Source organism: Stieleria tagensis, assembly GCF_024129865.1.
In the GTDB taxonomy this organism is placed as follows: domain Bacteria; phylum Planctomycetota; class Planctomycetia; order Pirellulales; family Pirellulaceae; genus Stieleria; species Stieleria tagensis.
Map to the genome: position 1 here is coordinate 1 of NZ_JAMYFE010000099.1, position 15,779 is coordinate 15,779.

The following is a 15,779-nucleotide window of genomic DNA, read 5'->3' on the forward strand; positions in this document are numbered from 1 at the left end:
GACGAAGTGACTGATGCAACGGACGAAGTGACCGATGCAACGGACGAAGTGACCGGTGCAACGGACGAAGTGACCGGTGCAACGGACGAAGTGACCGATGCAACGGACGAAGTGACCGGTGCAACGGACGAAGTGACCGGTGCAACGGACGAAGTGACCGGTGCAACGGACGAAGTGACCGGTGCAACCGACGAAGTGACCGATGCAACGGACGAAGTGACCGATGCAACGGACGAAGTGACCGATGCAACGGACGAAGTGACTGGTGCAACGGACGAAGTGGCCGGTGCTGAAGACACGAATTTGGTTGCTGAAACTGGCACCGTGGTTTCAGACACATTGCCGTCCTTGGAAGCGACGGCGCTGGGAAATGCCGGCGCCGTGGTTGAGGTAGAAGTCACATCGCCGGTCGAAGGTGATGCCAACGACGGATTGGAGGTGACTGTCACTGCTGTTGACCAGGATGTCTCCACCGACGTTCAGGCTGAAACGCAAGAGTCAGACAATGATGTGCTGATCGGCGGCCAAGGCAACGACTGGATCTTTGGCGGATCGGGTGATGACGTCCTGCTAGGCGGCGACCTCGCACTCAGCGACGAAATGATCGCTGACATGATCGGTCAGCGATTGGCGTAGTCGATCGCTTGACTTTGACAGTGCCCCCGGTTTGGCAGGGATGCCATTAAACCGGATCGTAAGCGTGACTTCCCAATCCCGGACCACGCGGAATGAAATGACACATCAAGATTCCTAGGAAGTACAGAATCATTAGCGGGATCGCCAACGCAATCATGCTGGTCACATCCGCCGGCGTCAAAATCATCGACAGAAAGAAAATCACTAGTACCGCCACACGCCAGCTGCCTACATACATTTCAGTTTCGATCAAACCGATCCGCTGCAGAAACAACATCACCAAGGGCAATTGAAAGGCCAGCCCGAACCCCAGTGGCAGCAGCAAGACGAAGTTGATGTAGTAGGTCAACCGAGGTTCCACGGCGACGTCCATGCTGCCGTTAAATGCCAGCAGGAAATTCAAGACATAGTGCAGCACCAGGAAGAACGCCAGTACGACGCCGGAGACAAACAGGGTGATGCTGACCGGTAAATAGATGTAGACGTATTTGCGTTCGTGGGTGTGCAACCCGGCCGCGACAAATTGCCAGATGAAATAGAACACCGCCGGTGATGAAACCACCGCACCAACGATCAACCCGGCCTTGACCCAAATCATGAACGACTCTTCGACCTTAAACGTGCTCAGGCCTTTCGTGTCTCGTATCAACTGGACTTTGGGGGTCAGCACCGAGGGGTCTGGGACGGCCTTCAATATCTCTGCGACTTCACGCGGCTTTAGCCGCACCGTGGGTTCGCCGTTGGTATCCGTTTGGCCGGTCTCAATCGATGAGGGGCCAAGGTTCTGCAGACTCTCTGGGATTTCGTAGATCACCTGCCAGTTCAGCGAACGCTCGGTCATCAGTGGCAGCAACGCTTGCACCGCGGGGTCTTCCAGATCCTCGTAACCCAGCAGGGCCAGATTGCGTTTTGCGTTGAAGTCGACGATCGCATCTTTCAACGGATCAGCGACATATTTGACGACTTGATTGGCTACAGTCAGCCCGATGGCCAAGCCGATTGCCAAACAAATGATGGCTTTAACCAAACACCGACGCAGTTCTTCCAAGTGCTCGCCAAAGGTCATCGACGAGTTGTCGAACAAATCGTCCTTCGGTCGCGAGATTGTTTTCCCGAGAACCGAAGTCTTGGGGTCAGCCGTTGCGTCCACGTTGGTCTAGTCTTTCGGGGGAAGGTAATGGGGTGGGAAAACCGATACAGCCAGTACGAAGTGGGACCGCCACTGCACCACCAGATAGAATTCTCGCGGCGCCGACTGTCCTGCGCTAGCCTCACAGTTTAGCAAAAGACCGGCGTTTGTCCGAGCATTGCGCCCAACAACAAACATCGCTTTCGCCACGAACGCGGATTTTGCGGAGACATGATCCGCACATTGGAACGAATCCGACCTCCCTCTGTCACCGCCCTGTAGACAAAGATGATGCCAGAATCACCCTACCCCCTGCAGTTTCGCCCTCTGATCAAGCAAACCATCTGGGGTGGCTCGAAACTGGGCCGACTGCTGGGGAAATCGATCGGCGACGACAACAATTATGCCGAAAGCTGGGAATTGGTCGATCACGGCGTCGATCAGAGTGTGGTCCAGAACGGCCCGCTCGCCGGCAAAACACTGGCCGAATTGATCGCCGATGACCATGATTGGATACTTGGCCCCCACTGTGACGAATCCCAGTTTCCGCTGCTGCTGAAATACCTGGATTGCAATCGTGTGCTCTCGGTTCAAGTCCATCCGGATGACCACTACGGCGCCCGGATGGCGGTTTCCGACCGAGGGAAAACCGAAGCCTGGTATGTGGTCGATGCCCAACCGGGAAGTTTGATCTATGCCGGGCTGAAGGCCGGTGTGGATCGTTCTAGGCTGGCAGAAGCCATGGCCGCAGGAAAAACCGATGGCGTGCTGCACTCCTTTACGCCGGAAGCCGGAGATTGCGTGTTTATCCCGGCGGGGACCGTTCATGCGCTGGGAGCCGGACTGGTGATCGCCGAAATCCAACAATCAAGCGACACCACGTTTCGATTGTTCGATTGGAACCGAGTCGATGCCAGCGGTCAGCCGCGACCGCTGCATCTGGATCAATCGCTAGAGGTTTCCGACTATGACTCCGGCCCCGTCCAGCCGATTCGCAGCAACCGGCAGCGGGCTGGGTGGCAGAGTCTGGTGCGCTGCGACAAATTCGTATTGTCGACATTGGAAACTGGCAGCGACTCCATCGGCGGTGACCATCGCTTTCATATCTTGACCGTGACTCGCGGCGACGCGACGTTGCAGACCGATTCCGACACCCTGTCGCTCACCCGCGGCCAGTCCCTATTGCTTCCCGCCGCAATGCAAGCGTGCAGCATCAGCGTGCAGCCCGAATCAACCGTGCTAGCGGCCCAGCTTCCCTAACCGTGAAGCCGGTCGCCCTGTAGCCGGCCTCTGCGAGGCCGGATGTTTACTCAGGCATCTACTGCGTGAGTTGATCGGTCAGGATAAAGTCTGGATAGGGAACATCGCTCTTGCGTCCGTGCGGGGTTATCACAGCTTGTAGCACGCGGTAGTCAACATTTTCGGAAAGCGAGCGCACCGAACCATCAGCAAAGGTCATGTTCGCCGAAGCCGGGTGCACTGACGAAGGTCGCGCCAGGTCCGCGCAATTCATTTCATCCATTTCAATTGTCAAAATGTTGTCATCAGCTGTGGCTCCACCGTTGATCTTATGAATTGCCGAGACAGGTGGAGCAACAATAGCCGGAGTCAAATTCAGCAACTCAGCGGGCTTGTCATCTTCAAAATGCCAGACCATGCCGGTTGTGAATTTGGAACGCAGATAGGCTTGACGTATGGACACCGAACCATTGCCGCTCCAGGGGTTATCCCAGGCCAGTTCGGTATCGGTGCCAGCCAGTTGCAGGTCGTCGCCGTTGAGGAATCCAGGGCGGTGCCACGAGTATGCTTGCACATTCTCTGCAAACAATGCTGTTTGGCTGCTGCCGTCGTCGATGTCCTCCAACGTCATCTTGGGCGTTTGGGCTCGATAGAAAAAGTTGCTTGCCGGTGGTCCTGAATAGCCAAGTTGGAACAAACCATTGTTCTTGTTTTCGGACTGGTAAAACAAGCTGGCAGTGGCTGCCGACGGTGTCGCGTCGATCGTTCCCAGAATGGGGTAAATCTGGGGCGGACCCGGGTCGTTAATTGCGGCACCGCCGTTGTTGGAAATGTACGTGTTATTAGCCATGTTTCCGTTTTCGACGGGGCTGCTGGGGCACACGAAGACACTTAGATTAGGTGCAGCATTGGGGTGCCAATTGTCGCCCGCCGCGCCGAAACTCGGCGAACCACCCAAGATCACGGGATAGCGATTGGTAGACCAAGTTTCAAACACCGCTTGCTGTTCCAGATAGGGCAGCAAGGGAACGCCATAACCACCGATTTTTCTGTGCCTAGCGACTGTCGTGCCTGGATTTGCTGGATCCGCGCCACCGGCGAAAATCCCGTATTCCGTCGTGTACGTGGGCAGGCGGCTTTTTTGACTGTGAAAATTCTGGACGGCGATGCCGAGCTGTCGCATGTTGTTTTTGCAGGATGCATTTCGCATCTGCTCGCGCACGGACTGGACCGCAGGCAGCAACAGCCCCACCAAAATACCGATGATGGCAATCACCACCAGCAACTCAACCAACGTGAAACCGGCTTTTTGACGTTTCATTTGCTCGCACTCCGGACGAAAAGAGAAGAAGAGACCAGTCATCCGCTGATCGGATGAACTAAGGGATGCGAACTGGTCGGTGGTTTTCTGGGATTCAACGGCTGGCACCACGAATCGATGCCATTATCACGGCATTTCGCGCCCAGTGCAAATGCAACCGCCCTTGATTCAGCCAAAAAGCAACATTCGCCCTCCCAAGAGCCCCACCTAACCCCTCAATGTCACCGCACCACCAAATGGTGCCACCCACCCACCGAGTGGTGCCACCCACCCACCAGTCATCACCAAATCACCACCAAATGGTGCCACCCACCCACCAAGTGGTGCCACCCACCCACCAAATGGTGCCACCCACCAGTCACCGCCCGCCAGTCACCGTTGGAGTTCACGCTTCAGCGTGCCTCCCCCCCATCTAGTCAAATGGTGCCAGCCACCAACTCAAGTGCCAGCCACCAACTCAAGTGCCAGCCACCAACTCAAGTGCCAGCCACCAACTCAAATGGTGCCAGCCACCAAGTTTGACCAGTCACCGTTACCCACCAAATGGTGCCACCCACCAGTCACCGCCCGCCAGTCACCGTTGGAGTTCACGCTTCAGCGTGCCCCCCCCCCCATCTAGTCAAATGGTGCCAGCCACCAACTTAAATGGTGCCAGCCACCAAGTTTGAGGGCGGGGCGAAGAAATTCTTCACGCCGGCGACTCGGACCTGTGGGGTGGCAGGCATCGTGCATAAAAACCGGTTGCCAACTATGGTGTGACGCTTTGAGCTGCTCACTCTGTCATTCTCCCCCACGTTTGCGTGTCAGAACTTTATCTCGACTTTAACCGCACCACGCCCTTGGCTCCGTCTGTCTTGGAGTCGATGCAGCCGTATTGGTCCACCCACTACATGCTGCCGGGGCAAGAGCATCCGCACGCTCACGCGGTCGGCGAAGCGTTGGAGAATGCTCGTGAGGGCATCGCGGCGATGGCCGGCTGTGAGAGTTTTGAGATCGTGTTCACTAGCGGTGGCACGGAAGCGAACAATTTGGCAATCCTGGGCCTACTGGGTGCCTCCCAGCCGGGGCATGTCTTGGTCAGCCAGCTGGAACATGAATCCGTTGTCGGACCGTTGCTGCGTCTACCGGACCGCGATCCACGCTGGTCGATTGAAACGATCCCCTGCGACAACACCGGTGTGATCGATCCTCGAACCGTCGAGTCAATGTTGCGGTCCGACACACGATTGGTTTGCTTGCAAGGTGCCAATTCGATTGTCGGCACCATTCAACCGGTGCGAGAAGTGGCCGACCGCTGTCACAACCGCGGCGTCTGTTTGCACTGCGATGCCACTCAGATGTTCGGCAAGATGCCAGTCAACGTCAAAGAGTTACGCTGTGACACGGTAGCCATCAGCGGACATAAATTTTACGGCCCCAAGGGGTCCGGAGCAATTTATGTGCGACGAGGGCTGCAGCTCGATCCGATCACGTTCGGTGAACCGCGTGAAATGGGATTGCGTCCAGGCGCGGAAAACGTGCCCGGCTGCATTGGACTGGGAACAGCCGCCAGCCTAGCGGATCGATGTTGTGACGAAGCCTGTGAGCGGTTGACTCAGTTGCGAGACCATTTCATTGCATTGTTGAACGAACGGATGTCATCGCCGCCGCTGATTCTGTGTGAGAGTTCACCGCGACTGCCTAACACGGTCGCGATTGAATTGCCTGGCGATGCCAAGCGGATCCACGAAGCGGCGCGGAACTTGGCGGTTGCCACCGCTCAATCGTCCTCACCGCCAGATGAATTCACCCGTTCGCTGCGTGCGATCGGCCGCAGCGAATCGCAAATCGGCCGCACGCTCCGCGTTTCGCTGGGGTGGACCACCAGTACAGAACAAATCGAACGCGCCGCCGACTTAATCGCCGCCGCGTTCGATTGAAGCCAGCGCTTTCGCATCAGGTATTGTTTTTTGATTCTGTCGTCCGAAACCTGGCGGCTCCCGCCACGGGGAGTCCGCCAGTGAATCTTTTGGCGTTTCTCTACTGATCTGCCGGCTGTTCGTAGTCGACTTGGTTGATCTCCAGCAGCGATGGATCGTCGATGAACACGCCGTTGTATTGAGGCGGCTGTGGCTGGTGCTTCAAGCGAATCCCACAGTTGGTGCAGGGGCCTTCGGGCACCGCTTCGGTCGTCGTCCCTGGCAAACTGAGCAGGTAGTCCGTGTCGATTGGACCGGGATCAATCCACAGCCCGTCGGCAGTCAGCTCCATCGTGCCAAGATCCAAATCCAGACCGCGTCGCACGACTTCATAGTTGACGAAGATGTCCAACAACGAGTTCTGAGCGTCCAACAATGCACTGAGTGCCGTGATGGTGTCCCGGGCGGCTGTCGGACCGCTACTCAATCCCCGCGTATCACGCAATTCGCGAATGTCTTCGTTCAACTCGATCTGCGATGCCGCGATCCGCACCGACTGTCGGCCGAACTCAAACGTCACTCGGTTCAATTGCAATTGGCGAACCTGGCTGCGTAGCAACTGCCAGATCCCATCTTCGTACTGATAGTAGCTGCGTTTGGCTTGGTCGTATTCGATCAACGATTGCCGGTAGGTATTACGTTCTTGCAGTCGCGTGATCGGCGCGTCCCACTGCAACCCGACCCGCAGCGAACTGTTGTCGCCACGCAGCGCGAACGGGTTGTTGCCATCGTTGCCGACCTGGCCGCTGACAATCACATCTAATCCACTTTCCAGATCATCGGCGATGAATTCGATCGCTCGCCAGTTATCCACCAGTGACGCACGGGCGTTGGCCCAGTCACGGCGGTTGCGACGCGCGATTTCGAAGGCAGTCGCCGGATCAATATCGACTTCGGGCAGCATCGCACTTTCGGTGCGTGCTCGCGCCTGAATCAGTTGCAAGGTCAGAATGTCGTCACCAAGATCTGACAACAAATCTTGAGTCGCCAAGATCAAATCTTGACGTAGCGTTGTGGCTAACTCGACCGGTGTTAAATCGGGGTCACGTTCGTTCAACATCGATTTGATCGATGCTTCGATTTCTGTCAGCCGCTCGGAATACGACGCCAATCGCCCCTGCAGGCTTTCGTAGGACGTTTCTAGCGTTTGTTGCAGCGTCCCTAATTCGCTGACATCAAACACCGATTCATCGATGGTGTCGACTTGTAGCAACGTGCAGATATTCTCTCGCTCACTTTCATACAACTGCACCAAACTCTCGTTTTGCTTCAGCCGTTGCGGTAGGGTTTCCGAAAGCGCCTCGATGTCGGCTCTGACGCGAGGCGTGTCTTCGTTTTGAAACTGGTCGACGAAGTCGCCTAGCGGTTCCAGTTCTTGGCCCAATCGTGTGATGATCTGTTCCACTTGATCCGACCATGTCAACTGCGAAATCGGAAGCCCGCTCTGTGGGTCGATGCCACTTTGAGATTCTTCCAGCAGAGCGACGTTCAGTTCGCCGACGATGCTACGCAGTCGAATCAGTTCCTCACGTCGAGATCGCAGATCGCGGTCAATCAATTCAAATCGTTCCAGCAACGGATCTTCGATTCGAACACAGATGTACGGCGGCAATCCCAAATCCCCCAAGAAGGAATCGATCGACGACTGGAATGCGGCTTGGCGACTGGCCAACTGGCTTTGCGAATTCAACAGCGCACTTTTCTGTTGCGCGACTTGCAACCGCTGGCTCACGATTTCCTCTGGGTCGTCTGGAATCGTCGTCAGCAATTCGATCAACGTGTTTTCCAGCACCAACTGGTTTTCGCTCAGCCGCGCGATGTTTTCCTGCAAGTTGCGAATCTGCAGTTGGTCCTGGAGCAATCCCAGGAAACCGCCGGCTTGGGCGACGCCACCGCCGCCTCCGCCGCCGCCACCGCCACCGCCTAGCCCGGCAAAACCGCCGCCCAAACCGGTGAACCCTTGCAGCCCGACACCAAACACACCACCGCTACGCTGAACCGTGCTTTCGATGCCGCGGCCGACGGTGATGTTCAAGTAAAAACTGCGTCGATAGCGTTCGAATGCACGCACATTGGCCAACAAAGAACGCTCGGCTAACGTCAAACGCGTTAAGACTTTGTCGCGTCCGGCTTGTCGCAACAGCGGCTGCAACAACGTAAAGTCCAACACCGTTGACGCACTTTGCGCGTTCGGGCCGCTCAGTTCCCAAACGATGTTGTTGGCTACACCCGCAACCAACTCGCCGCCGGTCGCGAACGCCCGCCGCATTTCTAAGTTGCGATTGGTGAATCGTGGACCGCCGATTCCATAGCGCGAGCTTTGCCCGCCCGGACCGGCATCGGGTCCATCGACTTGAAAGGAAGTTCCCAGACCACCATAGAATTGAGTGTCGAACTGGAAACGTTCACTGCTGACGTCCAGTGCGGAAAGATAAAGCTGCTCCAACTGTCGTTGATAGTCGGGCGATTGCAACAATGCGATGCGAACCGCATTGTCGGCGTTCAGAACCAACACACCGTCATCGTCGATCGGTAAGAATTGCCACCAGTCGGGGTTTTCCGCTGCATTGGTGAACCCGGCAGCATCCCACATCGGATATCCGCGGCGCCCGTCGACACATTGCATGTAACGATGCGACGCCGGGTCGTCGGTCGGCATCGGCTGGAAATCTAGGTCGAACGGGTTGTACATTCGGCTGCGGCGATCCACTTGGATTCCCAAGTTCGCCTGTGGATAGCGGGCCAAGTGCGATGATTTTTCTTTCAACAGACAAGCCACTTCTTGGTCGGCCTGTTTGCGATAGTACTGGCGGTGGCAACCTACCGAGGCGATCCCGGCCAGCGCCGTCAGTGATGCGGTCAACAGCATTCTTGCGACACGCCCGCGACGGCTGACGCGGCCGCCACTGGAACGTTCGCCAGAGGGCGAAACATTGGCCGAAGCGGTCTGCTTGGCGGAGGCGGGGCATGCGGTACGTCGGGAGCGATTCAATTGATTCTTGGCCACGATGATCTGCGTTTCCGTGCGAATGGTTACATCGGTGCGAATTGCTTTCATTGCAACAATCGCGTCCATCGGATCGAGTCGTTCAAAGCGGAATCTCGGAACAACCCAACCATCGCTTCGGTACATCAACCGGGGTGACATCAGGCCGCGGACCCTCATTGGGTCGGTTTTGCGGGTCGACCGGGACCGGTTGTTCGGGCTGTAACGATTGTCGTGCCCAACGGTCGCGTTGGGCCGTCGGAAGGGGGGGCGAATGCCGTTTTTCGAGTGTGATCGCCCAGATCGAGCCCGTTGGGGTGAGACGGCGGAGCTGCCGGCCGGTACATTCGGCCGTCTCTAACGCGAATTCCGCTTGCAAAGGCGGGCCAGGGTGAATCAGTGAGTCAAGATGTGCCGAAAGCATAGAAATGCTTGACGCTCTATCTTGCCCAACTTAGTATCCACAGGTCGAAATGCTGCCTCTTTTCTGCCTCAAAAACGTCACGAGACCGCTTTGGCTGGCCCGTCGACGCGCCAGCAGACGATAGCGCCCACTCTGTGCCAGACAAACTGTCGCCGCTTAACGAACATGAAATTTGTAATCCTCGCAGTCCTGCTGGCACTTTTCATCGCCTTTGTCGTGATGGTTGTCAAAGCAGCCATCCATTGGCGTTGGTACCACATCACCAGCGCTGTGATCGCAATGCTATTGGCGATCATCCTGCTGTTTCCAACCGCCGGCGTGCTCAAAAGCCGCCAGGCGTGGCACAAAATCAAAGAAGAATTGGAAACGCGTCTGCAGCAGGTGGAGAGTGAAAACGAGCAATTGCTGTACGGCGACACCAGTGACCCGGCGACCTCGGTCGGCATGAATTCGTTGTCGTTGAAACTGTCAAAAATTGGCACCGAAGCAGGCCGCCGCTGGCGCAACCTGCAGATGGCCAACGTTGATCCCGAAGGCCAGGTCACGCTGCGTGAACCGCAGGAGGCTGTTGTGCCGGGCGTCGAACCGGATGCCAATGCGGCCGCCGCCGAACCGTTGATTCCCGTCGGCTTGATCGTCTATGGATTCGCCGAAGGCAAATTCCCGGAACTGGAACGGCCGGTCCCGATGGTCTATTTGGGGGAATTCAAAGTCACCGCCAGTGGCCCGGGCGCGGTATCGATCTTGCCCACCGTGCCGCTCGAACGCAACCAGGTCAACGCCATCTCCAGTGGCAACGCACGCAGTTGGTCGTTGTACGAAATGCTGCCGCTGGATGGTCACGATCCGTTTGTCGCCGAGGGCAGCAAGCCAGATGACGACAACGTGCTGGGCCGGGTGGATGACAAACTGGTCAACATGATTTTGCAAAAAGCATCGCCGGAAACGCGTGCAAAGTACCTGCAAGACGGAAAACGTGGCGCCCCTGAAAACCCGTCCGCACGGTGGGTTAAAATCAAGTTCGAAAAGAAATACACGATCGACGTCGACAGCCCCGAACAGCGCGGTGCGCTCGAAGGCGGCTTCTTTGACAACAACGGTCGCTCTGTCGATAGCCGGCTGCAACGTTCCGATGGTGGTTCGGTCAGCTTCGCCGTCGGTGACACGTTGGTGCTGAAAGAAGAAGCGGCCAAACAGCTGACCGACACCGAGAAGGTGGCTACCTTGGTCGATACCTATTATCTGCGACCGCTGAACGACTATCGGTATGTGCTGCGGCGAATTCGACTGCAGATCCAAGAACTGGATGTTCGGATCGCTGAAATGGAGTACGAAAAACAAGTTCTGCAAACCGCGACCGCCGCCACCGTCAGCATGTTGGCCAAAGGCCAAACGGAAAAACTCAAGCTGGAACAGGACTTGGCGCAGTACCAAGTCGAACACAAAGCCCTGAAAAGCTATCACAGCAACGTCAGTGAATCGCTACGTCAAATGCGAGAAGCGTCTTCAGCCCTCTATCGCAGTAACTTCGAATTGCTGCGTCGCATTCAGGAACTCGCTTCCTCGGCGGCACTGACTGAAACCTAAACCGGCCGCCATCGCGACCAATCGCGTTCGTCATGAAGCCAGCGGCGTTCAATAGCTTAGCCTGGGGTCACTCTCGAGCCTGCTGGAGGCAGGTTCGGCAGGAACCCCAGGTGAACCTCTCAAAACCCAGGCCGTCCTGTTAGACCGGGCGATCGGCGCCGTCGAAGATCGCGCTCAAATACAGACCCGACCCGGTGGCCACTTTGTCCTGTTTCCGCAGGTTGTCGCGGACCTCACGCATCACATCGCGTCGCGAGATTTGGCCGAGCAACCGTCCCTGTGAATCCAGCACGGGTAGCCGTCGGCAGGCACCGTCCAGAAAGGTTTGCGCGATCGTCAGCAGGTCCGTGCGAACGTCGATCACCGGTGGACTGGTGTCGACAAACGACATCAAGTTGCTCGAGGGCATCTGTTCATAGGCCGCATCGACGACAAAGCGAATGCACGATTTTTCCGAGAACGTTCCCAAAAAACGTTTCTCTGAATCGATCACCGGCGCACCGGAAATGCGGTGATGCAGCAACACATCCAAGGCATCGAGTACATCCATTTCCGGTGACAGGGTGGTCAGGTTTGAAACCATCATGTCTCGCGCACAGGTGTTTGGCATCATTGCAATGACTCTCGCAGAAAAGAAAGACGGAAGGAGAAAGGCGTGCTCTGTCACAGTTGACGGACCAAAGGAGCTGATTCAGTCGTGAGGCACTGTTTCCGTTGTTTGTCGATCGCTTGCAAATGTCAAGAAAATTTAGTGCAATCACCCCGCCCATTGCTTGTCTGAAAGCCCCCGACGTCGGCCAACTCCGCTTGGTCTGGGTCGCATTGTTTTCCCTTGGGCGTTACGTTTTCGGGTTCAAACGTCCCGATCAGGTTGGGGCCGGCGCTGCTAAATGAAGGCCATGTGATTGTTTTCACAACCCGAGGAGAATACGGATGAATGGGCAATGGGTCGAAATCGAATTTGATTGTTTGCCGCTGCGTAGCGTCACCCGTTTAGACGTTCCGCTGGATGCATCACCGAAATACGAACAGTTCGTACGGCGCGTCAAAGCGGCGATGGAAAAACATGGCACACACAACACGTACTATCTGCATGGCGGTAGCTGCGTGTTCCATTTAACGAACGATGTCGACTGCGGTGAGATCGCGTTTGACGTCGAAGGCACGGTGTTGACCGGCGAGCAAGATCGCAAGACTCGCTCGGTCGATTTGATCGTCACGCTAAAAAAGGAAACCTGCAGCTGGCTGACTCAACCGATCGTCGACTTCTTTCGCGAATCCGTTCAACATGCGTTGCTGGTTGAATTCGATCGCTACATCGACGCGGGTGATTTGACCAAAACGCAGCAGCGAATTGAAAAGCTGGCCGAACAAAACGAACTCGGCGACGGCTTCGTCGGCATGTACCTGTAACAGCAAACCGTTTTTTCCACTCGCGGCTTAGGCGCCTTGATCATCGGCGTCGTCGTCCAGGCCTTCGAACGCCTGCCAATCCACGGTCACGGGTGATTGCGGTTGCTTTGCCGCCAGGGCAGCCGAGGCGATGAAGCCGGGACGGGGCTGGAAACAGACGAACTTCCAATCACGTTGGTCTTGCAATTCCGTCGCGAGAAACTCGATCCGAGGCTGGTCGGAGTCGATGTGGTTGAACGCAAAATCCGCCAACGGCGTGTGCAGGCCCGTTCCGATCGCTTTGATATAGGCTTCCTTGAGCGTCCAAATTCGCAGAAAGTAGAATTTTTGCTGCTCGGCCGGACGACTTCGCAGGAACTTCACCTCGGGCCGCGAGAAGTAACGCTCAGCAAGTTCGGTGGAAGTGCGCCGCCCTGTCGCTTCGACATCCACGCCCACCAAATCGGCACCCTGATCGGCAATGCCACACAGCACCAGCCCGTCGGTATGAGCGATGTTGAACGGTTGCTGCGCCGCAGCCGGATGACTGACCACGGGTTTACCGTGCTGACCGATGTCGAAGCGAATTGATTGCGGGTCGACCGCCAGGTCGCCCAACAACCGCCGCGCCATCGCACGACCGACGACGTGTTGGTTGCGCGATGTGGCCAGGCGGAACCGATCGGCGCTGCGCAATTCGTCCTGGTCCAACAACCGCTCACAACGCGATTCGAATTCACCCCGCTGCGTCCGCGAGGTCGCCGCGTGCCAGACCCGCAGATGGCATGTTTGCGATTGCAATCGATCGTTGTTTGGGCCGGGTAACTGCAACGTCAGGCCTCCGTCTGCGGCGCAGATCGCTCGGTGGATTCCGCGCCCGGTTGCTTCGCGGGTTGCGAGTCGCTGCACTGATTTGTCGTCGCCGGTGCCGTTGTCGTCGCCGCGCAGACATTCGCAATGGCCAGCACATCGGGACGCAATTGACCGGCCAAAAAGAATGATCCGCAGATCACCACGGTGCCGCCGGGGGTGGCCAATTGCATGGCCTGTTGCAACGCCAAATGGGGATCGGGTTGCTGGTGCAATCCGAACGGTCGATCGCCCAGCGAGGCAAATGATTCTCGCAGCACGGCGGTGTCGGTGCCGCGGGGGTTGGTGGTGTACTGGGTACAAACAATTTCGTCGGCCAGCGTGCTGATTTCTGCCGCCATCACTGTGGCATCCTTGTCACGGCTGGTGCCAAACAGAAAAACCAGCGGATGCCGCAAATTGACGGGGCTGTCATCGCTCGCGACCGCCGGGGGCGATCCTGGAGTCTCCAGTCGAGTGCGGACGGCGCTGCAGAGTGCGACAATCGAATCCTGGTTGTGCGCTGTATCGATGATGATCTGCAGCGCCGTGTGATCTTTATCGGCGGCGGGCAGGGAGAACCGTTCCAGCCGACCGATGCAATGGATTTGCCGCAAACCTTGTGCGATCTCCGCATCGCTGACTGGCAATTGATCGGCCAGCAATTTGACGATCGTGATTGCCAGCGAGGCATTGTCGACTTGATGCGCACCGTCGAGCGGCAAAAACAGCGACAGCGGTTTGGCCGGCGTGTCGGGTTGCAGCTGGTGATCGGTCCAGCCCAATACGAACTCGCTGCCGCCGTTGACGTCGCGGCGATCACTGACGTCAAAGTCGCAGCCTGTTTCCAACAGCGGCGCGCCGACTTCCGCGGCCACCCGGCGAATGACTTGGCGGGCCGCGTCCGGTTTGGCACCGGCCACGACAGGTACACCCGGTTTAATAATCCCGGCCTTTTCCAATGTGATTTCAGCGATCGTATTACCGAGCACCCGTTGATGGTCCATGCCAATCGATGTGATCGCCGTCACCGTGCTGGCACAGACGTTGGTGCTGTCCAAGCGTCCGCCCAAACCGACTTCCAACACAATCGCTTCGCAGCCACAGCGATCGAAGTGCATCACGGCCATGGCGGTCGTCAATTCGAAAAACGAGACCGGTTCGCCGGCGGCATCGAATTGATCCACCACGGGAGCGATTTGTTGGACCAAATCCACCAGGGTCTCGCGGCTGCAGGGTTGACCGTTGACCCGAAATCGCTCTTCCAGGTCGGTCAGGTGGGGCGAGGTATACAAGCCGACGCGATAGCCGGCCGCGGTCAGCATGGCACTGACCATCGTCCCGGTTGACCCTTTGCCTTTGGTACCGGCCAAATGGACCACCGGGACTTTGGGGCGACTGGCACTGCCGGGGCGGTAAAGGTACTCATCCAGACCGAGTCTGGAAAACAATTCTTCGGTGCGTTTGAGCCGAAAACGGTAGCGATCGTCGCGACCGACCAGGCTTTCATAATTGATGCGATCGTACAAATAGTCGATCGCGTCGCGATATCCGAGTCGACGATTCGGCGAGGTGGCGTTCAACGGACGTGGCTGTAACAGTCGTGACAGTGAAATCGAAGGGGTAAAATCGCGGCGGCGTTGTTGGCAACGCTCTCGCAGTGGTGGCGGCTGTGGCGCGCAATGTTTCTTCAGCCGTTGAACGCTAGCTGACGGTTCCTTGTGACTGACATATCAAAGTCCCAGGAACCGGACGCTAGCCTGCGTCGGCTGATTGGCCCGGAATGTATTCTGACAGGTGACTCGTAACACTCTATCAGCGATGGATTTGCGTCGATCGCTGCCAATGTGATGAATCATCCGCGCTCACTTCCAGGCACATTGTGGCCGCTCGGACCAGAACTTGGCAACGAGACCTGGTAGGCAAAAGCCCGCCACCGGACCAGAATCAGGGCTCGACGAAACCCACCTTGTCGTGAAAAACATTCGCCAGCTGGGTGCATCGTCGGAAAATCATCGAACCGCCGGCGATTGCCAAGCGTAGCGTAACCATCCCTCGGTTTTCTGGCCTCAGCTCACCTGGCACTTTCGGTGTCCGGTCCGGTTCGGCCGGAATCGAACTCGCCCTCATTTTTGACCTTTTCTACGGAAATCCTTGTTCGTGGATAACGATTCAACCACCGTCACCGACTCGGTCGAAGGTACGCCCCGCAGCAACGATGCTGCGGGTGAAAACGTCAATACCGCACCAACCGCCGG

The 15,779-nt window shown here is 57.0% G+C and carries 10 protein-coding genes and 1 pseudogene; 5 read left to right on the forward strand and 6 right to left on the reverse strand.

Annotated features, from left to right (window positions below; all coding sequences use genetic code 11):
* Positions 1 to 636 (forward strand): annotated as a pseudogene (locus tag NHH03_RS21735) (hypothetical protein); the annotation flags it as partial.
* Positions 637 to 682: 46 nt separating this feature from the next.
* Here NHH03_RS21735 and tatC read toward each other — a convergent pair.
* A complete protein-coding gene (tatC, locus tag NHH03_RS21740) occupies positions 683 to 1,702 on the reverse strand; it encodes a twin-arginine translocase subunit TatC (protein WP_390895607.1) in 1,020 nt (339 codons plus the stop codon).
* Between the two features lie 351 nt (positions 1,703 to 2,053).
* Between tatC and NHH03_RS21745 the strand changes: the two genes are divergently transcribed.
* Entirely contained in the window at positions 2,054 to 3,025 is a 972-nt protein-coding gene (locus NHH03_RS21745) for a type I phosphomannose isomerase catalytic subunit (protein WP_253159609.1), read from the forward strand.
* 58 nt (positions 3,026 to 3,083) lie between these two features.
* On the opposite strand, the gene NHH03_RS21750 is transcribed toward NHH03_RS21745, so the two are convergent.
* Positions 3,084 to 4,325, reverse strand: coding sequence for a DUF1559 family PulG-like putative transporter (locus NHH03_RS21750; protein WP_253159611.1), 1,242 nt, complete (start codon positions 4,323 to 4,325; stop codon positions 3,084 to 3,086).
* Positions 4,326 to 5,125: 800 nt separating this feature from the next.
* Here NHH03_RS21750 and NHH03_RS21755 point away from each other — a divergent pair.
* Positions 5,126 to 6,244 (forward strand): cysteine desulfurase family protein, encoded by a 1,119-nt coding sequence (locus NHH03_RS21755; protein WP_253159613.1) that lies wholly within the window; start codon positions 5,126 to 5,128, stop codon positions 6,242 to 6,244.
* 100 nt (positions 6,245 to 6,344) lie between these two features.
* Here the strand turns inward: NHH03_RS21755 and NHH03_RS21760 are convergent, their stop codons facing one another.
* Complete coding sequence (locus tag NHH03_RS21760) at positions 6,345 to 9,341, reverse strand: hypothetical protein (RefSeq protein WP_253159615.1); 2,997 nt, start codon at positions 9,339 to 9,341, stop codon at positions 6,345 to 6,347.
* A 517-nt stretch (positions 9,342 to 9,858) separates the two neighbouring features.
* Between NHH03_RS21760 and NHH03_RS21765 the strand changes: the two genes are divergently transcribed.
* A complete protein-coding gene (locus NHH03_RS21765; protein WP_253159617.1) occupies positions 9,859 to 11,280 on the forward strand; it encodes a hypothetical protein in 1,422 nt (473 codons plus the stop codon).
* A gap of 139 nt (positions 11,281 to 11,419) precedes the next feature.
* On the opposite strand, the gene NHH03_RS21770 is transcribed toward NHH03_RS21765, so the two are convergent.
* Entirely contained in the window at positions 11,420 to 11,893 is a 474-nt protein-coding gene (locus NHH03_RS21770) for a CBS domain-containing protein (RefSeq protein ID WP_253159619.1), read from the reverse strand.
* A gap of 320 nt (positions 11,894 to 12,213) precedes the next feature.
* Between NHH03_RS21770 and NHH03_RS21775 the strand changes: the two genes are divergently transcribed.
* The gene (locus NHH03_RS21775; RefSeq protein WP_253159621.1) at positions 12,214 to 12,693 is read left to right on the forward strand and encodes a hypothetical protein; all 480 of its coding nucleotides are present in this window, start codon (positions 12,214 to 12,216) and stop codon (positions 12,691 to 12,693) included.
* Positions 12,694 to 12,720: 27 nt separating this feature from the next.
* On the opposite strand, the gene NHH03_RS21780 is transcribed toward NHH03_RS21775, so the two are convergent.
* The gene (locus NHH03_RS21780; RefSeq protein ID WP_253159622.1) at positions 12,721 to 13,473 is read right to left on the reverse strand and encodes a 4'-phosphopantetheinyl transferase family protein; all 753 of its coding nucleotides are present in this window, start codon (positions 13,471 to 13,473) and stop codon (positions 12,721 to 12,723) included.
* A 32-nt stretch (positions 13,474 to 13,505) separates the two neighbouring features.
* Entirely contained in the window at positions 13,506 to 15,104 is a 1,599-nt protein-coding gene (locus tag NHH03_RS21785) for a bifunctional folylpolyglutamate synthase/dihydrofolate synthase (protein ID WP_253159623.1), read from the reverse strand.
* Between the last annotated feature and the right edge of the window lie 675 nt (positions 15,105 to 15,779).

Excerpts from the sequence above, each read along its gene's own strand:
- NHH03_RS21770 (WP_253159619.1), bottom strand. The coding sequence starts at position 11,893 with ATGATGCCAAACACCTGTGCGCGAGACATGATGGTTTCAAACCTGACC.
- tatC (WP_390895607.1), bottom strand. The coding sequence starts at position 1,702 with ATGACCTTTGGCGAGCACTTGGAAGAACTGCGTCGGTGTTTGGTTAAA.
- NHH03_RS21750 (WP_253159611.1), bottom strand. The coding sequence starts at position 4,325 with ATGAAACGTCAAAAAGCCGGTTTCACGTTGGTTGAGTTGCTGGTGGTG.
- NHH03_RS21760 (WP_253159615.1), bottom strand. The coding sequence starts at position 9,341 with ATGAAAGCAATTCGCACCGATGTAACCATTCGCACGGAAACGCAGATC.
- NHH03_RS21775 (WP_253159621.1), top strand. The coding sequence starts at position 12,214 with ATGAATGGGCAATGGGTCGAAATCGAATTTGATTGTTTGCCGCTGCGT.
- NHH03_RS21745 (WP_253159609.1), top strand. The coding sequence starts at position 2,054 with ATGATGCCAGAATCACCCTACCCCCTGCAGTTTCGCCCTCTGATCAAG.
- NHH03_RS21765 (WP_253159617.1), top strand. The coding sequence starts at position 9,859 with ATGAAATTTGTAATCCTCGCAGTCCTGCTGGCACTTTTCATCGCCTTT.